A 22645-nucleotide genomic window follows, 5' to 3' on the forward strand; every position below is an offset into this window, starting at 1 on the left:
AACGGATCCACTCCGGAGACAGCCCTGTGTGATCTTCTTCTATCCAGCTATATTCTGTTTTATTTCTTTTCTATTATAGTAAAGCATTCCGAGGACTAAGACTGCTGCCATCACAACAGTTGCCACGATGCTGCCCTCCATGCCGAATTTACCACCCGTCAGGAATATATTTCCCGGTTTGATCTCAGAGGAAAGAACAGCACTTCCTACGTTGGTTCCGCTGACAGAGATTCCATAGAAGGTTCCCTGCACGAAATTCCACATGCTGTGGTAGCCTGCCGCACCCCAGATGTCATTTGTTTTTATCACATAGAGTGACAAGAATATTCCAATCAATAGCAAGTTCAGGAACGCCAGAATCGTAAGTCCCGGATTCAACATATGGCAGAATGCAAATGCCAGTGAATTCACAAGAACAGCTTTTACTGCCGAGCTTCGTTTCATCAGGCTTATCATAAAATATCCTCGGAATGCGATCTCCTCACTGAAGCCCTGTACCAAAAATCCGATAAAATACAAAAGCACGATCAGCAGATTGCAGTTCTGATTCCATCCCTTAATATTTATAAATCCAAGAGCAGCACCTGCAAGTACGCAAAGAGAAAAGGATACCGCGCCAATAAGCAAGCCCTGTACATAATGCTTTGCTCCATCTTTCTTAACAAGTCCCATAGAATAATAGGAACGCTTTTCTATCTTATTACAATAGATCAGAACAGAAATGATCAGGATCAGTGTACAGAATAATGTAAGTATATACATTCCGTCTGTCATATTGGTTGCCAGTTCCATCATATCCGAAAAAGATGAATCTCCGTTTAAGAACAGTCGCTGCAGTTGGTCAAACATTTCCATATCTGACAGGAACAGGTACATTTCATATATTGCAGGAATCAAACCTGCAATAAAGCTTCCGACCAGGAATACCAGGATAAACCGCCATATTTCCTTGCCAAACGAATAAATCTTTCCTTCTTCGCCTGCCCGCTTTGCAATCTCAGGCTTTTCTAATCTCATCTTCATATGAAACATCCCCTGTCTGCCATCTTAATCTCTGTCTTAATCTTCTCCATCAACATCCATGTTCATGATCTGACGTTTTCTTGCAAGCTCATCATTTGCCAGATATTCATCATATGTTGTCTGCTTATCGATCAGACCTGTATTGGTAAGTTCGATAATACGGTTTGCTGTTGTCTGTACGAACTGATGATCCTGTGACGAGAACAAAATAACACCAGGAAACTTGATCAGTCCATTATTCAACGCTGTAATAGATTCCATATCCAGATGGTTTGTAGGCTCATCTAAGATCAGACAGTTTGGAGCCATGATCATTAGCTTGGATAACATACAGCGGACCTTTTCTCCACCAGACAGAACCTTTACTTTCTTAACACCATCGTCGCCGGCAAACAACATTCTTCCAAGGAAGCCTCGTACATAAGTTGCATCCTTTTCTTCCGAATACTGTGTCAGCCAATCTACTATGATCAGGTCATTATCGAATTCCTTTGTGTTATCCTTTGGGAAATAACCCTGTGAAGTTGTAACACCCCATTTGAAGCTTCCTTCATCCGGCTTTTCTTCTCCTGCAAGAATCTTGAACAGCATTGTCGTTGCCTTTGTATTTGGTCCGACAAATGCAATCTTATCATCATGTCCTACTGTGAATGATACATCATCTAACAGCTTCTCGCCCTCTACTGTCTTTGAGATATGAGATACGGTCAATACTTCATTTCCGATCTCTCTCTTTGGACGGAAATCAATATATGGGTATTTACGGCTGGATGGCTTGATATCATCTAGTTCGATCTTTTCCAGTGCTCTCTTTCTGGAAGTTGCCTGCTTGGACTTGGAAGCATTTGCCGAGAATCTCTGAATGAATTCCTGTAATTCCTTGATCTTCTCTTCCTTCTTCTTATTCGCTTCTTTCATCTGCTTGATCATCAACTGACTGGACTCATACCAGAAATCATAGTTACCAGCATATAACTGGATCTTTGCATAATCGATATCGGCGATCTGAGTACATACCTTATTCAAGAAATAACGGTCATGGGATACCACGATAACGGTATTCTCAAAGTTGATCAGGAATTCCTCCAACCATGCAATCGCATCCATATCCAGGTGGTTCGTAGGCTCATCGAGAAGGAGAACGTCGGGATTGCCAAATAACGCCTGTGCAAGCAGTGCCTTAACCTTCAGTCCACCATCCAGATCTTTCATCATCATATAATGATATTCTGTGTCTACACCCAGACCATTTAACAAGGTCTCCGCATCGGATTCTGCTTCCCATCCGTTCATATCCGCGAATTCACCCTCAAGTTCAGAAGCACGGATACCATCTTCATCTGTAAAATCTTCTTTTGCATAGATCGCATCTTTTTCTTTCATAATCTCATACAGACGCTTGTTTCCCATGATAACAGTATCGAGTACTGTGTATTCATCGAACTTGTAATGATCCTGCTGTAATACAGACAGACGCTCACCCTCATCCATTGTGACATCGCCCTTTGATGGTTCGATCTCTCCTGAAAGGATCTTCAAAAAGGTTGATTTACCGGCTCCGTTTGCTCCGATCAGTCCGTAGCAGTTACCCGGTACAAATTTAATATTTACATCTTCAAATAAAGCTTTCTTTCCAAATCTTAATGTTACGTTATTTGCACTTATCATCGATACACATACCTTTCCATTTTTCTAATCTAAAAGTATATCAATTAGTTGAATATGTGTCAATTATGAAAAGAACGTATGTGCCTGAAAAAGCCGGAAAAGGCTCATTTTCTAAGTCTTTTCCGGCTGACCGATCAGGGGTGAACCCTTCAGTTCTGTTTTCCTGTTATTTCAGATTCTTTACAATCGGATCATAAAGATCTAATTTACAATGTTCGTCCTTGCTGAAATGGGAACAGTTTAAGCAGCTCTTTTCACCATCCGCTTTGTTGGTCATGCTGTTGCAATGGCATGTCTTTTCATAAGCACTACAACGTTCTGCTACCTCATGATAGGTTTCTGTTGAACTTCTCATCGTTCTTACCTCCTTGACATTTGTCAGTCTTTCTCGCAGATTTCATAGATCCGGTCATGCATCAACAACATCAGGCAATGATATCTGCATAACTGTCTATTATCATCTACATGCATTAGTATCTGCATCTTCTCCGTCATTTATTCCGAACATTACCGGATAGTGTAATGTTTATGTAAAACCATCATTTCTTAGCCATTCTGTTCTTGACAAGATTTCCGCTATTCTGTACAATCAAAAGCAAAAATATTTTTAGGAGATGATCTTTTTTGCACCCCAGTACAATTATCCAGTTATTTACAATTATTCTATTGATCCTGTTGTCGGCATTCTTTTCTTCTGCCGAAACAGCTCTTACAACTGTCAATAAATTCACTCTGCGTTCAATGGCTGACAATGGGAACAAACGTGCTGCCAGAGTTCTTAAACTGATCTCTAACAGTGACAAACTAATCAGCACAATATTAATAGGTAATAACATCGTGAATATTTCAGCTTCCGCTCTTGCAACAACACTTACCACTAATTTATTCGGAAGCAAGGCAGTCGGAATCGCAACAGGAATCCTCACCCTTTTGATCCTGTTATTTGGTGAGATCACGCCGAAAACGCTTGCCCAAAATAACAGTGTTAAAATGTCAATACTTTATGTGGACGTCGTACGGTTTCTGGTATATATCTTTACCCCATTTGTGTTCATCATCAACAAGATTTCTCATGTTATTTTCTGGATCTTACGAATGGATACAAACGGAAGCGCCAAATCCATCACCGAAGACGAGCTGATCACTATGGTAAATGTCAGTGAGGAAGAAGGTGTTATCGAGAACAAAGAAAAGGAAATGATCACAAACGTAGTGGACTTCGGAGATTCTCGTGTTCGTGATATTATGATTCCCCGTGCCGATGTGACCATGGTTCCTGTTACTGCCTCTTATGATGAACTGCTGAAGCAGTATATGGAGGTTCCTTACACCAGACTTCCTGTTTATAAGGATTCTCGTGATAATGTCATCGGTATTCTGCATGTAAAAGATTTATTTTTTTATAAAGCAACCCATGATATCAACAATTTTGATGTTGCAAAGATTATTCGTGAACCACTCTATGTGTATGAATTTCAGAAGACAAATGATCTTCTGACTAATATGAAATCCAGTTCTAACTCCATCGGTATTGTTTTGGATGAATATGGCGTCAGCGTCGGTCTGATCTCCATGGAGGATCTGATTGAAGAGATCATCGGTGATATCAAGGATGAATACGATGATGCAGAACATAATAATATCGTAAAAATAGATGATACACACTACAGCATCGATGGTGGCATCAAGCTCGATGACTTAAATGATGCTCTGGATCTGGATATTGAATCCGAAGATTACGATTCCATCGGTGGCTATATCATTCAGTTATTAGATCACCTTCCTTCGGTCGGTGATACTGCATCCGACGGAGCAATCTCCTGTAAAGTCACAAAACTGGATAAAAAACGTGTATCCAGAGTTCTTCTTGAAATCCTGCCACAGCCGGATACCGACAATGATGACGGCAACGCATAATGAAGTCTTGTCTTATATGACTTTTACCTGTACTAAAATGCCGGTATCGTGCAGGTATACAGATTCCAATATAATTCGTAATTTATAAAAATTCTGGCAAAACGCTTGTGTTGTGGTTTTTATTCCTATATAATAGAATACTAAGGTTATAAAGTCCTGTATTTCATATCATTTACATGAAAACAGGACTTTCCTATAGAATTCATACAGATTTGGTTACGTTTGGGAGAGATTCTAATGAATAAAAATATTACTCGCAGAAAAAAATTATTACAGATCGCAACTTCTCTAAGTTACATTGATCCGGATGATATACCCGAGATTGATCTATATATGGATCAGCTAACAACCTTTATGGAGGATAAGCTGAACGCTAATAAGCGAAGCGAAGAAGACAAGACCATGACGAAGACCATGATCAACAATTATACGAAAAACAACCTTCTCCCGCCCCCTGACAAGAAGCGTTACTCCAAGGATCATCTGATCATGCTGTTGTATATTTACTACCTCAAGAACTTTGTAAGTATCACTGATATCCAGACACTTCTTGCCCCGATGAATAACAACGACTGCTATAACGGCGAGTCCCCGGTCAATATCGAAGAGGTCTACCGCAAATTATTCAATTATGAGATTGATAACTATAACGATATTATCAAGAGCATTTTATCTACCTATGATAAGGCATCCGATATGTATGATCCGGAAACAGACGCTTATCTTCATGATATGTGTATGGTATCTATGTTGTCCGTCGATGTCTATGTTAAGAAGAAATGTATCGAGCATCTGATCGATGATATGCATTCCGTTCAGGAACAAACATTGAAGCAGAATGCACAGAAAGCAAAAACTGCCGAGAAAATAAAGAGCACCGAGAAAGTTACCGTAACCGGCAAGGCAAAAACTGCCGAAAAGGTTACTGCAAACAGCAAAACGAAAGCTGTGGAAAATACCAAAGCAAACAGAACAACGACCGGCAGTAAAAATAGTGGACGCTAAAGACAGCACCAAAGAATAAAAGCACGAACTTACCAGCAAAATAGATCCTTTGCACTAAATAAATACCGTTTTTCGGAAACAGACATTTCTGTTCCGAAATAACAAAAGGCTGAATGTCTTGCACAAAAATGTACAGAGCATTCAGCCTTTTATTATATTTAAATTCACAACAGAGATCTTGAATTTTCCATACCTGTCATATCATTTTTCTTGCTACTAAGCAATTGATATTTTTATCATTTACAGTTTAGTCTGTTAAAATCACGGATCACAGCAAGTGCAGGCAGGGCATTTCCACCATAATCGAACAACGCCTGATTCGCCCACTCATTTCCTCCCGGTCCTTTTTCTCCGGTATATGCAAGTGCTGCTTCTGTCGCCCAACCACATCCCGGAACCGGAATCCATGAAGGCTCCCAGTAATAGAAGCCTTCTCCACCCGGAATATCTGCGATCAGTTTCATAAGATCTTTCATAAATGAAGCCTGTCCTTCCTTTGTCATCGAATAATTCAGCTTCTCTACAAGCTCCGGCTTTGTCGCCATTCCTTTTAACTGATCCAGCGGTTTACCCTCGCGATCACGATAATCTTCCATCGTGTCGTGCCAGAACGGATAATAAGACAAGCCTATAATGTCAAATGGTTCTGCTCGCTTTGTAAATTCGTCGAACCACTCCACATACATCTCATTAAAGCCGCCATTGTCCAGATGAATCATGATCGGAATATCCGCCTGAATCTCTCTCACTGCACGGATTCCTGCATTCAGATACTTTGCAATCCGGTCAAACTCCAGTTTCCTGCCGCTTGGCCAGAGCAGACCATTTGATATTTTTTTGCACGCCCGGCAAGAACGATCACTTTATCCAAATCATTCGTCCCTGCGCCATATGGGGTACCATCCGGCGCATATGGATCATTCCAGAGTCTTAATCTCACAGAATTTGTACCATATGCTTTCAAAATAGCAAATAAATCCTGTTCTACACCATTATCATAATACCTCGCACCACAGGTTTCTTCCTCCAACAGGGTGGAAATATCCATTCCTTTTATAAACATAACATCCTCCTTTTAATACAGCTTCTGCCTATATATCTTTCAAAAATCAACTCCATACTTCCGCAGCCTGCTTTTACAGTTTTTTATCTGCCGTCCTGCGTTTATTAGGCATCTTTTATGGAGCAGCACTGATGATCTTTTAATTTATATTTTCTCTTTTATAATCATCACATTTTTTGCATCAACAGTGATTTTTCCGTTTACAACCTGTCCACTCAGAAGTTCTGTCCCATTCACATTCAGAATTTCTGCCGCCACATCGCCCTCATTGATATAAAAGGCATAACAGTGTGTATCCGTATAACGCTCATGATATTCCACGTTCTCAGGCAGTTCCTTTATCCGGATTCCTGCATTTGTAATCAGCTCTTTGATCAGTTCTGTCATCTTCCGATAATCAAGTCCGTCATAGAGCTGCATAAAATTCGTTGTAACCGGGCGATCCGGAGTCAGCTTCTTCACCAGATCAATCTCAAATTCCATATAATCATTCATATTCCATGTCGTGAATCTCTTCCATTCCAGATTTAAGCCCATAATACTGTACTCGCCATTTTCATAACTTCTACCTCTTATCTTTCTTTTATATTCAGCGCGGATGCGCCACCCTACAAACTTTAATTATATTTATCCAAAGAAAAAAATTCTCTCGTAGCTTACATATAGCACCATATAGATCCATCTTTAACCCTTATAAAACATGCTTTTTTCTTCTGGTCATGATTCCAGCTCACAATCTCATCATCATCGATAGTTACTGTTATTCCTTTGTTCATTACAAATTCCATAAAAACCCACCTTTCTCTCCCCCCTATTATTTTACTAATCCTTTTTATAGCGGAGCGCATCGACCTTTGACACGCTCCAAGAAAAAGGATGGGAACTCATGCGTTGAGAGGGGGGAAAACAACGCATAAAAAAAGTAAGTACAACACACAATTCATGTGTTGCACTTACTTTACAACGAATAATTTTATTTTTCTGTGTATTCCATACAGGATTCCCTGACGATCAGATTACAAGGAATCTCCGCCTTTAACGGAGTACGGATACTAAGGTTTGATGCAGCATAGATCAGATTAGCACCATGCTGTCCCATATCATATGCCGGAGCATTTACGGTTGTAAGTGCAGGAACTGTATACTCACTAAGCTCTGTGTTATTAAAGCCAACAAGCGATATATCCTCCGGCACTTCCATATCCGCTTCCTTGAATGCCTTTAATGCTCCTACTGCAAGAGCATCACTGGCTGCAAAGATTGCACTTGGACGTTCGTCAGCTTCTGCTATTACTTTCCCCATCTCATAACCAGAGAATGTATTGAAGCTTCCCTCATACAAATATTTCTCATACGGGAGTTTTTTCTCCTTCATATATGCAATGTATTCTTCCAGTCTCGGATCTACCAGAAGCTCATGATCGCCCACAAACTCTTTACCACCCATGAAACCGATCTTACGATGTCCCAGATGATACAGATAGTCAAGTGCATCCCGTACTGCCTGTTTGAAGTCCATTGTCAGGGATGTAATGTTGTAGTTCTCAACCTTCATATCCAGAAATACGATATTACTGCATATCTCTATAAATGATTTTACTTCCTCATGCGCAAACTTACCCAGACAGATAATTCCATCACAACCACGCAGCATGTCCAGATAGTTGCTGTCATTCCGAAATACCCGAACCAGTTCAATCGACTGGCTGATACAGAAATCCTCGATTCCCTTTCTTGCGGACAGATAATAACTATCCTTCATCTCATCCTCTGCGGAAAACCAGAGTACAAGACCAAGTTGGAATGACTTCTTCAATCTGGCTGACTTTTTCTTTGTATAGTGTAGCTCTTTTGCTGTCCGAAGGACTCTTTCCTTTGTCTCCGGTAAAACATTTAATGTCGGATCATCGTTCAAAATTCTTGAAACTGTAGCCGGTGACACATTTGCCCGTCTCGCAATATCCTTGATTGTTGTCATAATGTACCTCTTTACTCCATATTTATTGGATAAATTTACTATATTTTTACTAACTTAGTGTAACAGATTTCTTTTTATTTTTCAATTACTTTTTTAGTAAATCTTTACTAAAGTGTGGTTGACATTTTACTAAACATATGTTATCCTGTCACTATAAAGAACAAACAGACTTAGGAAAACAGGCACATCTGTACAAGTAAACACACATTTACGCATCGTACAGGTGTAAGCACATTAATTATCATGTATGATCAGGAGGACAAACATATGAAACATGCATCTGAATTAATAAAAGACTTTGAATCAGAACAGTACAATGAATTATTAACCGATATCTATGTCGATGAGCATCTGCTCGCTTATCAGAATGGCAGATATATCGCCGCTCTTCAGGAATTCATCAAAGATTTTGGAGACACAGAGGTATCTATCTTCTCCGCTCCGGGTAGAAGTGAAGTAGGTGGAAATCATACTGATCATCAGCACGGTCAGGTACTTGCCGCATCTATCAATCTGGATGCGATTGCCATCGTTGCAAAGACTTCCGATGATAAGATCCAGGTTATCTCAGACGGATATGATCTCATTACAATCGACGCATCCGACCTTTCTCTTGTAGAAAGTGAAAAAGAAACAACAACGGCTCTGATCAAGGGTGTTGCTGCCGGATTAAAGGAACACGGACACGCTGTCGGCGGCTTCAAAGCATATATCACCAGTGATGTACTGATTGGTGCCGGTCTTTCATCTTCTGCAGCATTCGAAACAATCATCGGAACCATCCTGTCGGGACTTTATAATAATGGTTCCGTATCTGCAATCGAGATCGCGATCACCGGCCAGTATGCAGAAAATGTATACTTCGGAAAGCCTTGCGGCCTGATGGATCAGATGGCATCTTCCGTCGGAAATCTTGTACATATCGACTTTGCAGATCCAGCCGATCCTATTGTTGAAAAGATCGACTTTGATATGGCAAAGAGCGGTTACAGTCTCTGTATCACTGATACAAAGGGCTCTCATGTAGATCTGACTGCTGACTATGCTGCAGTTCCTGCCGAGATGTGTGCCGTTGCGGAGATGCTTGGCAAACCGGTATTAAACGAATTAAGCGAACAGGATATTATCGACCACATGGCTGACATCCGCACCAAACTCGGCGACCGTTACCTGCTTCGTGCCCTTCACTATTTTGAAGAAGTAAAACGGGTAGAAATTCAGGTTGCTTCCCTGACAAAGGGTGATATGCCTGCATTCCTTGCAGCGGTTAAAGCATCCGGTGATTCTTCTTTCAAGTATTTGCAGAACGTATATACGAATAAAGATATTCAGGCTCAAAATGTATCTGTCGCTCTGGCTGTCAGTGATATCACACTTGGAAGTCACGGAGTCAGCCGTGTCCACGGCGGTGGATTTGCCGGAACTATTCAGGCATTTGTAGAAAACGATACTGTTGAGACGTATCGCCAGGCTATGGATCACGTATTTGGCGGAGGCTCCTGCCATGTACTGAAGATCCGTAAATACGGCGGTATGCAGGTACTGTAAAACAGACGACATGATATAATGAACGCAAAATTATTTGCTCGCAAGGATGCTGATTTTGCGAAATGCATTGAATGTGCGAAGCACATGATATAATGAACGCAAAATCACTTGCTTGCAAGGGGGCTGATTTTGCGGAATGCATTGAGTGAGCTATGCTCACGATATAATAACAAATTTTATGGGAGGTTATGACTATGATAGAAACATATATCAAAGAATTGGTTACTTATGGTTTAAACAAAGGACTTGTAGATCCTGCAGACGAAATATATGTTACAAACCGTCTGCTAGAGTTATTCGACATTCAGGAATACAACGAACCGGCTGAGATTCCATCCCGTCCGCTCGTTGATATCTTAAACGATATGTTAGATTATGCATACCAGCACAAGCTGATGGAGGATGACACGATCACAAACCGTGATCTTTTCGATACAAAGATCATGGGTATGCTCACTCCTGCTCCATCTGTTGTACGGAAAATATTTGCTGATAAATATGCCGTATCCCCAAAGGAAGCAACGGATTATTATTATGCTTTCAGTAAGGCTACAAACTATATTCGTGAAGATCGTATCGAAAAGGATGAAAAATGGGTTACGGAAACGGAATACGGTCCGATCGATATTACGATCAACCTGTCCAAGCCGGAGAAAGACCCAAGAGATATCGCGAAAGCAGGAAAGGCAAAGAAATCCGGTTATCCAGCCTGTCTGCTCTGCCGTGAAAACGAAGGTTATGCCGGACATTTCTCACATCCTGCCAGACAGAACCACAGGATCATGCCTATTACCTTAGATGGACAGGCATATTACTTACAGTACTCCCCTTATGTGTACTACAACGAGCACTGTATTATCTTTAATGCAAACCACACACCAATGAAGATTGACCACGCTGCTTTTGTAAAGCTACTTGATTTTGTCCGGTTGTTCCCTCACTATACAGCCGGCTCCAACGCAGATCTTCCGATCGTTGGCGGTTCCATTTTAAGCCATGACCATTTTCAGGGTGGCGGCTATACATTTGCAATGGCAAAGGCTCCATATGAATCAAACTTTACTTTACCTGGTTACGAAGACCTGACAGCCGGTATCGTCAAATGGCCTATGTCTGTTATCCGTCTTCAGGGTTCTAATCCTGCACGTATCGCAGATGCAGCAGATCACATCCTGACAGCATGGAGAAATTACACAGACGAAGCTGCATATATCTACGCTTACACAGACGATACTCCACATAACACGATTACTCCGATCGCAAGAATGCATGGAGATCTGTTCGAACTGGATCTGGTACTTCGTAACAACATCACAACCGAAGAATGTCCGATGGGGCTCTATCACCCACACAGCCAGTATCATCATATTAAGAAGGAAAATATCGGCCTGATCGAGGTTATGGGTCTGGCTGTTCTTCCTGCAAGATTAAAAGGTGAAATGTCAGAGCTTGAGGATGCAATCTTAAATCACAAGGACATCCGCGCAAATGAAGCTATCGAAAAACATGCAGACTGGGTTGATGAATGGATCGGAAATTATGACATTACTCCGGAAAATATCCATGGAATCATCCAGAACGAGATCGGCAAGGTATTCTCAAAAGTTCTGGAATGCTCCGGTGTATACAAAAATACCACCGAAGGCAGAGAAGCCTTCATGCGCTTTGTAAATACCCTTTAATCCCCGCTTCGCTTCCTAATACCAAATATATAGGGGATTTTCTCCCCGCATGGTCGGGCAGACTGATGTCTGTCCGACCAATTTTATGTCTGCGCAGGCACTACGGCAAACAGGAGCACTGTGCAAATGACATCAAGCGAAGATTTCGTAATAAATTGCATATATCAGCAAATATGGGTGCTTGTTTGAGCCGTCAGGCGAGTTAGCACAGGAATATTTGCGAATCAGATATATGCAGTTTATAGAAATTGAAGCGAGTCATTTGCACAGTACTCTGTTTGCCGCAGTGCCTGCGCAGACATAGGTTGGTTGTAGGGCAAAAGACAAAAATCCTCCGGGAATGGATCAAGTTGATCCATTTCCGGAGGATTTCCTGTTTTATATGTTGTTATTCTGAATCTTTCTTTTCTTTATCCAGATTCATTCTGCTGAATACAAGTTCATAACCATCTTTACCATAATTAAGAGATCTGTTCACTCTGCTGATTGTTGCTGTCGATGCACCGGTCTTCTCGGCAACTTCCAGATAAGTATTATCTTCCTTTAACATCTTCGCAACCGCAAATCTCTGGGCTATGGACAGCAATTCATTTACCGTACAAACATCTTCAAAGAAATTAAAACATTCCTCCTCTGTCTCCAATGTCAGTATTGCTTCAAACAGATCACGGACTGCTTCTGTATGTACTGTCTTTCCCATAACTCATACTCCTTTGCCACTTTTATGCTGTGAAAATCCGGATCATCCTCAGACTTTCATGCACTTTTACAATCTAAAGTATTAATATGATAACTCAATTTCTTATAATTTGCAATCTTTTTTGATCCAGATTGCAAGTCCCTGACGGTTTACATAAAATTCGCCGCAGCCCTCTTCATCGATACGGATATCATACTTTGCATTTCCCATTACATCTGCGAAATGACAGCCTGCAAACTGTCTTCCGACATACATGCGCTTTGTTCCGCCGGTTCCATCTGACATAATAACCGCCAGACCGGAATTCTCATGCTCTGTATCTCCTTCTCTGGTGAAGCCAACAACATCCGGATGATCAAAGTAGTCATGCTGTGTTCCGTATGCATATTTCTTACGAAGCTTTAACAGCTTGTTCATGATTGTCTTTCTGGACTTGATCTTAGCCGCAGGAATGCCTTCATAATCACCCATGAACATACATGGATATCCCTGTTCTCTTAATAAAATGATCGCATATGCCAGTGGTTTAAACCACTCTGCTACAGCAGATTCCAGCACACCGCCCGGCTGTGATTCATGATTCTCTACAAATGTAACTGCCTTTGCAGGATTACTCATCATCATGGAGCCATCCAGTAACCGGCTCAGATCATATTCTCCTTCTGCAACGGATGCATCATGGAAACTGAAATGCAGCGGCACATCAAACATAGATGGCTGATTGTCCGCAGACGCGATGTAATCATTGATATAGTCACATCTCCAGTGCCAGAAGTCACCTACCGTAAAGATCTCTTTTTCTTCTTCTCCGGCATTCGAAGCAGCTTCTGCAAAGTCTCTGATGAACCATCCCGGAATCTTCTCTGCTTCCTGGAAACGGAATCCGTCCACTCCGGTCACATCCTCATACCACTTCGCCCATGCCATTAATTCATCATATACTTCCTGATTGTACAGATCCAGCTCACTGCCTATGATATAATCATATTTGCTGAGCTTGTATTTCTTCTCTGCTTCCATCTCTGTCATACCAGACAGTTCGCAGACACGTCTCTTAAAATCATCCTGCTGCCAGTCAATCCCTGCAAAATGATTCCAGTTCCATTTGAACTTGGAATACTTGCTCTTTCTGCCCGGGAAGGTGAACTTCGACAAGGCTCCAACTATCTTTTTATTACCAATCATCTGCGGAATATCCTTGGCATTAAAATCTGCTGCCGTAACCTTCTCCACAGAATCTGCGCCTAACTTCTGTCTGACTGCGATATCTGCATATACATTGATTCCCTGTGCCTTCATTGCATCGATTGCTTCCAGATATTCTTTCTTTGTACCATATCTGGTTCCAACCGAACCCTTCTGATTAAATTCACCCAGATCATACAGATCATATGGCGCATAGCCCCTGTCATCTTTTCCCGCTGCCCCTTTGGTTGCAGGTGGAAACCATACAGCAGTTGCACCGAGCTTTTTCAATGTCGCTGCATCCTTTACCGCTTTCGCCCATAATGTCTGATCAGCCGGTGTATTTGCATTAAAATACTGCACCAGCAGTCCATTATCTTTCATCTTGCTACCTCCACGATTATATAGTTAATTGCACCCCGCTATTATAACGCTTTAATTCTCTCGATTGCTTCTACTGTATTCTCATATGTACCAAATGCTGTCAGCCTGAAATATCCTTCACCACTCGGTCCAAAGCCTGAGCCCGGTGTACCTACGACATTTGCATTTGCAAGCAGATAATCAAAGAACTCCCATGAAGTCATCTTATCCGGTGTCTTTAACCAGATATATGGTGCATTCACACCGCCGGATACGGAATAGCCTGCTGCCTTTAATCCATCATAGATCACCTTCGCATTGTTCATATAATATGCAATCTGTGCCTTTGTCTGTGCTTTACCTTCTTCTGAATATACAGCTTCTCCTGCTGCCTGAACAATATATGGAGCACCATTAAACTTGGTTCCATGTCTTCTAGCCCATAAACCATGAAGTGCAACACCATTTGCATCCTTCAGATCCTTTGGTACAACTGTAAATCCAAGACGGGTTCCGGTAAATCCTGCATTCTTCGAAAAGCTTCGAAGCTCAATCGCACAGGTTCTTGCACCTTCGCACTCGTAGATAGAATGTGGTACATCGTCTTCACTGATATATGCTTCGTATGCTGCATCATAGATGATCACAGCTCCAATCTTATTTGCGTAGTCAACCCATTCCTGAAGCTGTGCTTTGCTGATGGTCGCTCCTGTCGGATTATTTGGGAAACACAGATAGATAATGTCCGGCTCCTCCTTTGGGAATTCCGGTGCAAATCCATTCTCCTCCAGACAAGGCATATAGATCACATCGCTCCAGAGTCCGGTCTCTTTATCATAAGTTCCGGTTCTGCCTGCCATTACATTTGAATCTACATAAACAGGATAAACAGGATCACATACAGCAATCTTGCTTTCCGGTGCAAAAATCTCCTGAATATTTGCAGAATCGCTCTTTGCACCATCACTTACAAAGATCTCATCAGCAGAAATATCAACTCCATGGTCAATATAGTCATTCTTTACGATGGTATTTCTTAAGAATTCATATCCAAGATCCGGTGCATAGCCCTTAAATGTCTCTGCTACCGCCATCTCATCTACAGCCGAATGCAGTCTCTCAATAATAGCAGGCGCAAGCGGCTGTGTTACATCTCCGATGCTCAGACGGATAATCTTCTTATCAGGATGTGCCGCACTGTACTCTCTCTGTTTCTTTGCTACTGTTGAAAATAAATAGCTTCCCGGAAGCTTCAGATAATTCTCATTTGCCTTAAACATGTCATTTCCTCCTAAAATCTGTCAGTCTCGCCGTCAAACACTACCTTGGCCGGACCTGTCATGTATACCTTATTGTTCTCTCTATCAAAACGGATGATCAGATCGCCGCCTAATAATTTTACGGTTACCTCATCATCTGTCTTTCCATTTAATACACATGCAACTGCAGTTGCACATGCTCCGGTTCCGCATGCAAGTGTCTCTCCGGTTCCTCTCTCCCATACACGCATCTTTACGGTATGACGGTCGATCACCTGAACAAACTCCGCATTCACACGGTTCGGAAATACTTCATGATGCTCGAATAACGGACCAGCTTTCTCCAACGGGAAATGTTCTGTATCGCCTACGAACATAACTGCATGTGGATTTCCCATGGATACACAGGTCATATGATAATCCACACCTGCTACTGTGATCTTCTCGTCGATTACCTGCTCTTTATCTGAACGCACAGGCACCTGATCTGCCTTGAGGATCGGCGCACCCATGTCAACTGTTACCATATCAACCTTGCCGTCCTTTATCACAAAATCCAGATATTTGATTCCGGCAAGTGTCTCTACAGATATCGAAGTCTTATCCGTAAGTCCATAATCATATACATACTTTCCTACACAACGGATACCGTTTCCACACATCTCAGATCTGGAACCGTCTGCATTATACATATCCATTGTAAAATCTGCTTTATCGGATGGCTTAATCAGGATCACTCCATCACTTCCAACACCAAAATGCCGGTCACTCATGGCAATCGCCAGTTTCTCAGGATTTTCTACCTTCTCTGAAAAACAATTTATGTACACATAATCGTTTCCAAGACCTTCCATCTTTGTAAACTTCATATTCGTGCCTCCTTAAAACAGTGCTGTATGTTCCAGTATCATATATGCCATTTCAACAATATTGATACCATTATCCATGCTCTTTTTCTGCAGATACCGATGAGCGCCCTGCTCATCAAATCCATTATCATTCATTAATTTCAGCTTTGCAGCCTTAATTACCTTTTTTTCATCTTCTGTGCGTTCCTTTGGTTTCGTCTTGCGTTTTTTACGCTCCCACAGAATATTTTCAACCGTCAGTGAAACAGTATTGATAAAATCCTGTGTACGAAGTGGCATCGGCAGGCATGTAATTCCACTTTCTCTACACGCCTCGTAATGCACACGAGATGCAATCACAAGCATATCAAAATAATCCGGTATATTTGCCGCCAGCTCCGAAAATAACATATCCGGATACTGGTATCCGCATATAATAAGACCATCATCACACGCATCTGCTGCCTGTGCTGCCTGTGCTCCGGTCGTACATACCTGAGTTACATTGATTCCATGTCGAACCAAAAGATTTTTTATGCTTTTTGCTTCTTCTATCTTTGCAAATAGTACAATTACATTTACCAAAACAACAACCTCTCACCCGACCAGTTTCAGTTCCTTATATTTTCATGGAACAAATTGATTCTATAATATAGCAACACAGGCACCCATAAAATGGGTGTCTGTATTACTCCTTGATGCTTCTTCGGTTTTACTTAAACATACTGGCTTCTGATCAGACTTTGTAAAGGTAATTGCTGATCTCCCAGTCAGTAACCTGTCTGGTATATTCGTTCCACTCATCTAACTTTGCCGATGTATAACGTGTAAAGATATGCTCACCAAGTGCTTCCTTCATGAAGTCACTGTCTCTCATACATAAAACAGCTTCTCTTAAGTTTGCCGGAAGGCTCTCGATGTGTCTTGCTTTCTTTTCTTCTCTTGTTAATTCAAAGATATTGCTGTCAACACTTGGTACAAGTGGAAGCTGTCTCTTGATTCCGTCTAATCCGGCTTTTAAGCATACAGCCATTGCCAGATATGGATTTGCTGTTGGATCCGGGCAACGAAGCTCTACTCTTGTTCCTGCTCCTCTTGCACTTGGGATACGAACCAGCGGGCTTCTGTTTTTTGCTGACCATGCAATATAAATCGGTGCTTCATAACCAGGAACCAGTCTCTTATAAGAGTTTACTAACGGGTTTGTGATTGCTGTCATCTCTCTCATATGTTCCATGATACCTGCAATGAAGTAATATGCTTCCTGGCTTAAACCAAGCTTATCATTATCATCTGCAAATATATTTTTGCCATCCTTTGACAAGGACATATTCATATGCATACCGGAACCACATACGCCATACTTTGGTTTTGGCATAAATGTAGCACACAGACCATGCTTCTTGGCAATTGTCTTAACAACGAGCTTAAATGTCTCGATGCTGTCGGCAGTCTTTAATGCCTCGCCATACTTGAAATCTATCTCATGCTGTGCAGGAGCAACCTCATGGTGGGAAGCTTCAATCTCAAATCCCATCTGTTCCAGTGTCAGTACCATATCTCTTCTGGCATTCTCACCGAAATCAAGTGGTCCAAGATCAAAATAGCTTGCACGCTCGTAAGTATTCGTTGTTGGTAAGCCATTCTCATCTGTCTGGAACAGGAAAAACTCACATTCTGGACCTACGTTCATCATGTAACCCATATCAGCAGCTTCCTTCAATGCCTTCTTCAGAACATATCTTGGATCACCTTCAAACGGAGTGCCATCCGGCTTATAAACATCACAGATCAGTCTGGCAACCTTACCCTGCTGTGGTCTCCAAGGGAAAGTCTCATATGTATCATAATCTGGATATAGATACATATCGGATTCCTCGATTCTTGCAAATCCTTCAATAGAAGAACCATCAAACATAATCTTGTTATCCAGTGCTTTTTCAATCTGACTTGAAGTTATAGCAACATTCTTAAGGTCTCCAAAAATATCTGTAAACTGAAGTCTGATAAACTCTACATCATCTTCTTTTACCATCCTTAAGATATCTGCTTTCGTGTACTTACCCATAATATACTCCTTTTCATTACTTAATGTTGATATAATGCAGCGTCTGGTTATATAAAAGTATTCCACTGTTGCATTCTTTCCTGTGGACAGACTCCATCCACATTAAAGTTCTTAATAATCATAAACGCATCCCTTTATTTTGTCAACGAAAACCACACTTTATCATAAGGCTTATCGGTCAAATATCTTCACATAGCCGGCAGCGTTCATTTTCTGTTTTTATCTTTTTTTCTTTGTAAATACAGTATTGCCAATAAACACCGCAAGCCCGCCATAGCCGACCGCTTCTATCAATCCTGTTATAGTTTCCCGCACAGTAGTATCTGTATGATCGATATAGGCAAACTGTTCGATTGCGGATAAGAGCCAGTACTTGCGGAGAAACACATCTCCATCAGCAAGAATCTGATCCAGACCTGTTATCACTGTTGAGAATAAAAGTACAATAATGAGATTCACCGCAACTGCCATTCCTGCATTTTTTACATTCATCGCAACTGCCATATAGATATAGGAAGAAACTACATACATAACAAGCATTAAAAGAAACACTCGGATAAATCCTGTCACATCCTCGCGTTCGATTGTTCCATGCCAGAATATCGCCCCGGCAATCAACGATACAGCTACATATAAAAGATAACCGATGCCTGCTATCACCGTTGTCGCATATAATTTAGCCATATAAATCTGACGTGTCTGATACCCGCGTTCCAGCATCAGCGAATAGACACCATTCCGTTTCTCTGCCCCGATCATGATCGTGATCACGATTGCATACAAAATAGAGAGAATCTGCATCAGTGAAACAGCGATTCCGGCACAGTCAAACAGATTTATGTCTGTAAATGCATCCACATCCGTATCATATCCACCCGCTGCTTCCATCAGCTCTCCAGATATCATATGTGTTGCAGCATAAAACAATGCAAATCCAACCAATACCATTCCAATGATCACAATGCATGCAATACGAAATGTCTTATTCTTCCTGATTCTGTAATTCTCTGCACGAATGATCTGATTCATCATTTGTTTCCTGCCTTTCTGTCTTACCTGTTATTTTCTGTACAGCATGTTATTTTAATCTACTAGCCCTGTTGATTTCTCTAATGTATTCTGGTTCTGTCTTTCCTCTTGTTTATTATTCTGATCTGCTATATCGTTTTATAATTTTACTTGATATTCTACACTTATGCTATATGTTTACGTTGTTTTTTGGAACCGTGTAATAATATAATCCTCAACTGCTTCCTCGCTGCCTGCCTGCTGAAGCAGTTCTTCTCTTGTATATTCCATACCGATCCTGCCATGATCCATAACCAGATACCGATTGCAAAGTTTTACCAATTCACCGATCACATGACTGCTGATCAATATTCCGATTGACCGATCCTCATGCATTGCCCACAGACGCTCTTCCAGATCCTGCATTCCCTGTACATCCAGACCGTTTAACGGCTCATCTAAGATCAAAAGTCTCGGATCACCGAGCATTGCAACCGCTATGCCAAGTCTCTGTTTCATTCCAAGTGAATACCTGCCAGCCAATTTCTTTCCGGCTTCTGCAAGCCCCATCTGCTGCAGCAGGCTCTCATATACTGCTTCATCCTCTACCCCAAATAATCTGCCAAAATATCGAAGATTCTCGATTCCAGACATATCGGTATATATATTTGGATTCTCGATCAGCGTTCCTACGTCCTGCGTTCTTCGTTCTCCTGAAAAACTGATTTCTCCCGAATCAACCGGAATACTTCCTGCAATTGCCCTCATCAGTGTCGTTTTACCTGCTCCATTGCCGCCCAATAACCCAATGACATCCCCTGTCCAGATAGACAATGATACATCATCCAATACTGTACGTTCCTTATATTTTTTTGTAACATGATCTATCTGTACGATCTTCTCTGCCATAAAGATCTCCTTGCATTCTTTTTTTGTGCTAATCCTTTTTTCATATTGCTAATTATCCATTTATTTTTCATCTAACAATATAACTATACCTTCTATATTTAATAATATCTTTAATCAAAATTTTATCCCAGATGATTCAGGACGTCAATATTGCATTAAATAAGTCAAATGTTGTTTTTCATATAAACACGAAATCTGCATTTGGCTTATTAACATAAACATAAAAAGGATGATTGTGAATCACTTCACAACCATCCTTCATTTTTCAGATTGTATGCACGCCCTACGGTGTAACCAATGAATATAGATTAATCTACTACGTATGGTAAAATTGCAATCTGTCTTGCTCTCTTAACTGCTACAGTTAAAGCTCTCTGATGCTTAGCACAGTTACCGGTAATTCTTCTAGGAAGGATCTTACCTCTTTCAGAGATGTATCTCTTTAACTTGTTTGCATCTTTATAATCGATAACAGCAGTCTTATCTGCACAGAATACACATACTTTCTTTCTTCTACGAATATTTCTTCTCTTCATTGGAGCGTCTGCTCTATCTGTCTTTGTATAAGCCATTGTATTTACCTCCTTCTTTACTTGAATGGTAAATCATCCTCTATACCTTCCGGAATACTCATAAAACCTTCTGCACTTGCATTTGCAGGTGAAGGTCTGCCAGCTGGCTGATAACTTCCGCCATCTGATGAAGAACTTCCTTTGCTTTCAGCAAATTCCTGGTCTTCGATAACAACATCTGTTGTATATACTTTGTTTCCATCTTTATTGGTATAACTGCCTGTCTGGATTCTTCCAGTAGCCACGATCTTTGTACCCTGTTTCAGATACTTTTCAGCAAATTCTGCTGAACGGCCAAAAGCAACACAGTTAATAAAATCTGCGGTCTGATCACCATTTCTGTTAAAACGTCTATCTACAGCGAGAGTGTATCTGGCAATTGCCATCTGATCATTCCCCTGAGAATATCTGATCTCTGGATCTCTTGTTAAACGACCCATTAAAATTACTTTATTCATACGGAATTCCTCCTATTACTCAGCGTCTAAACGAACGCAAAGATATCTGAGAACAGGCTCCATGATACGAACATTAGCTTCAAGCTGTGCTGGTACATCAGCTTCTGCATCGAACTGAATGAAGTAATAGTAAGCTTCGCCCATCTTCTGGATTTCATAAGCAAGCTTCTTAAGTCCGCAGTCTTCAACATTAGTGATAGTTGCATTAGCTTTCTCGATGTAAGCCTTTACTTTCTCAACTGCTGCTGTTCTAGCATCCTCATCAATCTTTGCATTAACTACTAAAGTTAACTCATACTTGTTCATGTAATTGCACCTCCTTATGGTCTCTGGCCCATATATGATATATGAGCAAGGAAATATATGATTATTAACACATCACAGAACAAAATAATATCATAAAGGTTCCCATGTTGCAAGGTTTTTTTATTATTTCAATACTTTTTTCTATTTTATTGCTATTCTATAAAACCTTTAAAATTCTTTTCAACTAATTTTCTCGGTACCATTACCTGATGATCGCACCCTTTACATTTCAAACGAAAATCCATACCAACGCGAAGGATCTCCCATTCATTTGCACCACATGGATGCGGCTTCTTCATCTTAATTACCTGACCAACATTAAACTCCATACTGCACACTCCTTATTTATCAACACCTGGATCTGATTTTCTCTCAGTCTTTTTACAGATAAAAGAAAAAGCTGAAATCGTTATGATTTCAGCTTTTCAAAGTCGTGCCCAAAGCTGGAATCGAACCAGCGACACGAGGATTTTCAGTCCTCTGCTCTACCAACTGAGCTATCTGGGCATATTACATAATAGTAGCGGGGACAGGATTTGAACCTATGACCTTCGGGTTATGAGCCCGACGAGCTTCCAGACTGCTCCACCCCGCGATATAAATAAAAAAGAAATGGGCGGAGGTGGATTCGAACCACCGAAGCATTACGCAGCAGATTTACAGTCTGTCCCCTTTGGCCACTCGGGAATCCACCCATTTTTTGCTTTTCAGCAAAAAGCCGATGATCGGACTCGAACCGATAACCTGCTGATTACAAATCAGCTGCTCTGCCAATTGAGCCACATCGGCATATTAAATTAAATGACCCCAACGAGATTCGAACTCGTGTTACCGCCGTGAAAGGGCGATGTCTTAACCGCTTGACCATGGGGCCTTATAAGATTAGCTCCCCGAGTAGGGCTCGAACCTACAACCCCTCGGTTAACAGCCGAGTGCTCTACCATTGAGCTATCGAGGAATAACACCTGGTATACCACGGCGTACTCATCAAGCCTAACACAGATTCAGGTTGATGTCAATACTTTTTATTTCATGTACCTTCAGAATTTCATACAGAAAGTCTTGCGACTTCATTCTCTCCAATC

The 22645-nt window shown here is 41.1% G+C and carries 24 protein-coding genes and 6 tRNA genes; 4 read left to right on the forward strand and 26 right to left on the reverse strand.

What is annotated here, in order from left to right; genetic code table 11:
• Positions 1-39: 39 nt before the first annotated feature.
• The 3 genes from DXB77_RS08820 to DXB77_RS08830 form a co-directional block, all read right to left on the reverse strand.
• A complete protein-coding gene (locus DXB77_RS08820) occupies positions 40-1023 on the reverse strand; it encodes a CPBP family intramembrane glutamic endopeptidase (RefSeq protein ID WP_182439465.1) in 984 nt (327 codons plus the stop codon).
• A gap of 36 nt (positions 1024-1059) precedes the next feature.
• The gene (locus DXB77_RS08825) at positions 1060-2691 is read right to left on the reverse strand and encodes an ATP-binding cassette domain-containing protein (protein ID WP_008401240.1); all 1632 of its coding nucleotides are present in this window, start codon (positions 2689-2691) and stop codon (positions 1060-1062) included.
• Between the two features lie 166 nt (positions 2692-2857).
• Entirely contained in the window at positions 2858-3046 is a 189-nt protein-coding gene (locus DXB77_RS08830) for a hypothetical protein (RefSeq protein WP_021943509.1), read from the reverse strand.
• Positions 3047-3315: 269 nt separating this feature from the next.
• On the opposite strand from DXB77_RS08830, the gene DXB77_RS08835 reads away from it, so the two are divergent.
• Positions 3316-4608, forward strand: coding sequence for a hemolysin family protein (locus DXB77_RS08835; protein ID WP_117823269.1), 1293 nt, complete (start codon positions 3316-3318; stop codon positions 4606-4608).
• 237 nt (positions 4609-4845) lie between these two features.
• Positions 4846-5613, forward strand: a complete 768-nt coding sequence (locus DXB77_RS08840) for a DUF1836 domain-containing protein (protein WP_243100165.1) — start codon at positions 4846-4848, stop codon at positions 5611-5613.
• A 236-nt stretch (positions 5614-5849) separates the two neighbouring features.
• Here DXB77_RS08840 and DXB77_RS08845 read toward each other — a convergent pair whose 3' ends face one another.
• The 5 genes from DXB77_RS08845 to DXB77_RS08855 all read right to left on the reverse strand — a co-directional run bounded on the left by DXB77_RS08845 (position 5850) and on the right by DXB77_RS08855 (position 8654).
• Positions 5850-6446, reverse strand: a complete 597-nt coding sequence (locus DXB77_RS08845) for a glycosyl hydrolase 53 family protein (RefSeq protein WP_347559482.1) — start codon at positions 6444-6446, stop codon at positions 5850-5852.
• A complete protein-coding gene (locus DXB77_RS13450; RefSeq protein WP_347559480.1) occupies positions 6380-6676 on the reverse strand; it encodes a glycosyl hydrolase 53 family protein in 297 nt (98 codons plus the stop codon). The genes DXB77_RS08845 and DXB77_RS13450 overlap by 67 nt, the downstream gene beginning before the upstream one ends.
• Before the next feature lie 144 nt (positions 6677-6820).
• The gene (locus DXB77_RS13325; protein WP_243100166.1) at positions 6821-7213 is read right to left on the reverse strand and encodes a beta-galactosidase; all 393 of its coding nucleotides are present in this window, start codon (positions 7211-7213) and stop codon (positions 6821-6823) included.
• Positions 7214-7332: 119 nt separating this feature from the next.
• Positions 7333-7464 (reverse strand): hypothetical protein, encoded by a 132-nt coding sequence (locus DXB77_RS13385; RefSeq protein WP_264293250.1) that lies wholly within the window; start codon positions 7462-7464, stop codon positions 7333-7335.
• 185 nt (positions 7465-7649) lie between these two features.
• Positions 7650-8654, reverse strand: a complete 1005-nt coding sequence (locus DXB77_RS08855) for a LacI family DNA-binding transcriptional regulator (RefSeq protein ID WP_117823265.1) — start codon at positions 8652-8654, stop codon at positions 7650-7652.
• A gap of 267 nt (positions 8655-8921) precedes the next feature.
• Between DXB77_RS08855 and DXB77_RS08860 the strand changes: the two genes are divergently transcribed.
• Together DXB77_RS08860 and galT are read left to right on the forward strand one after the other, a co-directional pair.
• Positions 8922-10202 carry a galactokinase family protein gene (locus DXB77_RS08860; RefSeq protein WP_118484654.1) on the forward strand — a complete coding sequence of 427 codons (1281 nt, stop codon included), beginning with the start codon at positions 8922-8924 and terminating at the stop codon, positions 10200-10202.
• A 194-nt stretch (positions 10203-10396) separates the two neighbouring features.
• Positions 10397-11884 (forward strand): UDP-glucose--hexose-1-phosphate uridylyltransferase, encoded by a 1488-nt coding sequence (galT, locus tag DXB77_RS08865; RefSeq protein ID WP_118663052.1) that lies wholly within the window; start codon positions 10397-10399, stop codon positions 11882-11884.
• Positions 11885-12272: 388 nt separating this feature from the next.
• Here galT and DXB77_RS08870 read toward each other — a convergent pair whose 3' ends face one another.
• The 18 genes from DXB77_RS08870 to DXB77_RS08955 form a co-directional block, all read right to left on the reverse strand.
• Entirely contained in the window at positions 12273-12584 is a 312-nt protein-coding gene (locus tag DXB77_RS08870) for a YerC/YecD family TrpR-related protein (RefSeq protein WP_008401229.1), read from the reverse strand.
• 102 nt (positions 12585-12686) lie between these two features.
• Positions 12687-14153: an alpha-amylase gene (locus DXB77_RS08875; protein WP_118663053.1), complete on the reverse strand. Its 1467-nt coding sequence runs from the start codon at positions 14151-14153 to the stop codon at positions 12687-12689.
• Positions 14154-14194: 41 nt separating this feature from the next.
• Entirely contained in the window at positions 14195-15412 is a 1218-nt protein-coding gene (locus DXB77_RS08880) for an LL-diaminopimelate aminotransferase (RefSeq protein ID WP_008401227.1), read from the reverse strand.
• Between the two features lie 11 nt (positions 15413-15423).
• Positions 15424-16260 (reverse strand): diaminopimelate epimerase, encoded by an 837-nt coding sequence (gene dapF / locus DXB77_RS08885; protein WP_117785185.1) that lies wholly within the window; start codon positions 16258-16260, stop codon positions 15424-15426.
• Positions 16261-16272: 12 nt separating this feature from the next.
• Positions 16273-16824 (reverse strand): ANTAR domain-containing protein, encoded by a 552-nt coding sequence (locus tag DXB77_RS08890; RefSeq protein ID WP_021943521.1) that lies wholly within the window; start codon positions 16822-16824, stop codon positions 16273-16275.
• Between the two features lie 151 nt (positions 16825-16975).
• Positions 16976-18307, reverse strand: coding sequence for a type I glutamate--ammonia ligase (gene glnA / locus DXB77_RS08895; RefSeq protein ID WP_008401224.1), 1332 nt, complete (start codon positions 18305-18307; stop codon positions 16976-16978).
• A gap of 219 nt (positions 18308-18526) precedes the next feature.
• The gene (locus DXB77_RS08900; RefSeq protein ID WP_207665158.1) at positions 18527-19336 is read right to left on the reverse strand and encodes an ABC transporter permease; all 810 of its coding nucleotides are present in this window, start codon (positions 19334-19336) and stop codon (positions 18527-18529) included.
• Between the two features lie 177 nt (positions 19337-19513).
• A complete protein-coding gene (locus DXB77_RS08905; protein WP_118663054.1) occupies positions 19514-20224 on the reverse strand; it encodes an ATP-binding cassette domain-containing protein in 711 nt (236 codons plus the stop codon).
• Between the two features lie 308 nt (positions 20225-20532).
• Complete coding sequence (rpsR, locus tag DXB77_RS08910; RefSeq protein ID WP_008401221.1) at positions 20533-20796, reverse strand: 30S ribosomal protein S18; 264 nt, start codon at positions 20794-20796, stop codon at positions 20533-20535.
• 17 nt (positions 20797-20813) lie between these two features.
• Positions 20814-21254, reverse strand: coding sequence for a single-stranded DNA-binding protein (locus DXB77_RS08915; protein ID WP_008401219.1), 441 nt, complete (start codon positions 21252-21254; stop codon positions 20814-20816).
• 15 nt (positions 21255-21269) lie between these two features.
• On the reverse strand, positions 21270-21560 hold the full coding sequence (gene rpsF, locus DXB77_RS08920) for a 30S ribosomal protein S6 (RefSeq protein ID WP_008401218.1): 291 nt from the start codon (positions 21558-21560) through the stop codon (positions 21270-21272).
• A 152-nt stretch (positions 21561-21712) separates the two neighbouring features.
• Positions 21713-21889, reverse strand: coding sequence for a DUF951 domain-containing protein (locus DXB77_RS08925; RefSeq protein WP_021943524.1), 177 nt, complete (start codon positions 21887-21889; stop codon positions 21713-21715).
• Between the two features lie 105 nt (positions 21890-21994).
• A tRNA-Phe gene (locus tag DXB77_RS08930) sits at positions 21995-22067 on the reverse strand.
• A gap of 14 nt (positions 22068-22081) precedes the next feature.
• Positions 22082-22155, reverse strand: a tRNA-Met gene (locus DXB77_RS08935).
• Positions 22156-22173: 18 nt separating this feature from the next.
• Positions 22174-22255: transfer RNA gene (locus tag DXB77_RS08940), tRNA-Tyr, on the reverse strand.
• 21 nt (positions 22256-22276) lie between these two features.
• Positions 22277-22349 (reverse strand) — tRNA-Thr (locus tag DXB77_RS08945).
• Positions 22350-22362: 13 nt separating this feature from the next.
• Positions 22363-22434, reverse strand: a tRNA-Glu gene (locus DXB77_RS08950).
• A gap of 12 nt (positions 22435-22446) precedes the next feature.
• A tRNA-Asn gene (locus DXB77_RS08955) sits at positions 22447-22518 on the reverse strand.
• Positions 22519-22645: the final 127 nt, after the last annotated feature.

It is taken from the genome of Clostridium sp. OM05-9, from assembly GCF_003481465.1.
Taxonomy (GTDB): domain Bacteria; phylum Bacillota; class Clostridia; order Lachnospirales; family Lachnospiraceae; genus Coprococcus; species Coprococcus ammoniilyticus.

Bases quoted from the DNA above. Each gene is read 5' to 3' on its own strand.
- rpsR (WP_008401221.1), bottom strand. From the start codon at position 20,796: ATGGCTTATACAAAGACAGATAGAGCAGACGCTCCAATGAAGAGAAGA.
- DXB77_RS08905 (WP_118663054.1), bottom strand. From the start codon at position 20,224: ATGGCAGAGAAGATCGTACAGATAGATCATGTTACAAAAAAATATAAG.
- DXB77_RS08880 (WP_008401227.1), bottom strand. From the start codon at position 15,412: ATGTTTAAGGCAAATGAGAATTATCTGAAGCTTCCGGGAAGCTATTTA.
- DXB77_RS08925 (WP_021943524.1), bottom strand. From the start codon at position 21,889: ATGGAGTTTAATGTTGGTCAGGTAATTAAGATGAAGAAGCCGCATCCA.
- DXB77_RS08915 (WP_008401219.1), bottom strand. From the start codon at position 21,254: ATGAATAAAGTAATTTTAATGGGTCGTTTAACAAGAGATCCAGAGATC.
- DXB77_RS08855 (WP_117823265.1), bottom strand. From the start codon at position 8,654: ATGACAACAATCAAGGATATTGCGAGACGGGCAAATGTGTCACCGGCT.
- glnA (WP_008401224.1), bottom strand. From the start codon at position 18,307: ATGGGTAAGTACACGAAAGCAGATATCTTAAGGATGGTAAAAGAAGAT.
- DXB77_RS13325 (WP_243100166.1), bottom strand. From the start codon at position 7,213: ATGGGCTTAAATCTGGAATGGAAGAGATTCACGACATGGAATATGAAT.
- dapF (WP_117785185.1), bottom strand. From the start codon at position 16,260: ATGAAGTTTACAAAGATGGAAGGTCTTGGAAACGATTATGTGTACATA.
- DXB77_RS08820 (WP_182439465.1), bottom strand. From the start codon at position 1,023: ATGAAGATGAGATTAGAAAAGCCTGAGATTGCAAAGCGGGCAGGCGAA.
- DXB77_RS08900 (WP_207665158.1), bottom strand. From the start codon at position 19,336: ATGAATCAGATCATTCGTGCAGAGAATTACAGAATCAGGAAGAATAAG.
- DXB77_RS13385 (WP_264293250.1), bottom strand. From the start codon at position 7,464: ATGGAATTTGTAATGAACAAAGGAATAACAGTAACTATCGATGATGAT.
- DXB77_RS08825 (WP_008401240.1), bottom strand. From the start codon at position 2,691: ATGATAAGTGCAAATAACGTAACATTAAGATTTGGAAAGAAAGCTTTA.
- DXB77_RS08840 (WP_243100165.1), top strand. From the start codon at position 4,846: ATGAATAAAAATATTACTCGCAGAAAAAAATTATTACAGATCGCAACT.
- DXB77_RS08870 (WP_008401229.1), bottom strand. From the start codon at position 12,584: ATGGGAAAGACAGTACATACAGAAGCAGTCCGTGATCTGTTTGAAGCA.
- DXB77_RS13450 (WP_347559480.1), bottom strand. From the start codon at position 6,676: ATGTTTATAAAAGGAATGGATATTTCCACCCTGTTGGAGGAAGAAACC.
- DXB77_RS08830 (WP_021943509.1), bottom strand. From the start codon at position 3,046: ATGAGAAGTTCAACAGAAACCTATCATGAGGTAGCAGAACGTTGTAGT.
- DXB77_RS08875 (WP_118663053.1), bottom strand. From the start codon at position 14,153: ATGAAAGATAATGGACTGCTGGTGCAGTATTTTAATGCAAATACACCG.
- galT (WP_118663052.1), top strand. From the start codon at position 10,397: ATGATAGAAACATATATCAAAGAATTGGTTACTTATGGTTTAAACAAA.
- rpsF (WP_008401218.1), bottom strand. From the start codon at position 21,560: ATGAACAAGTATGAGTTAACTTTAGTAGTTAATGCAAAGATTGATGAG.
- DXB77_RS08860 (WP_118484654.1), top strand. From the start codon at position 8,922: ATGAAACATGCATCTGAATTAATAAAAGACTTTGAATCAGAACAGTAC.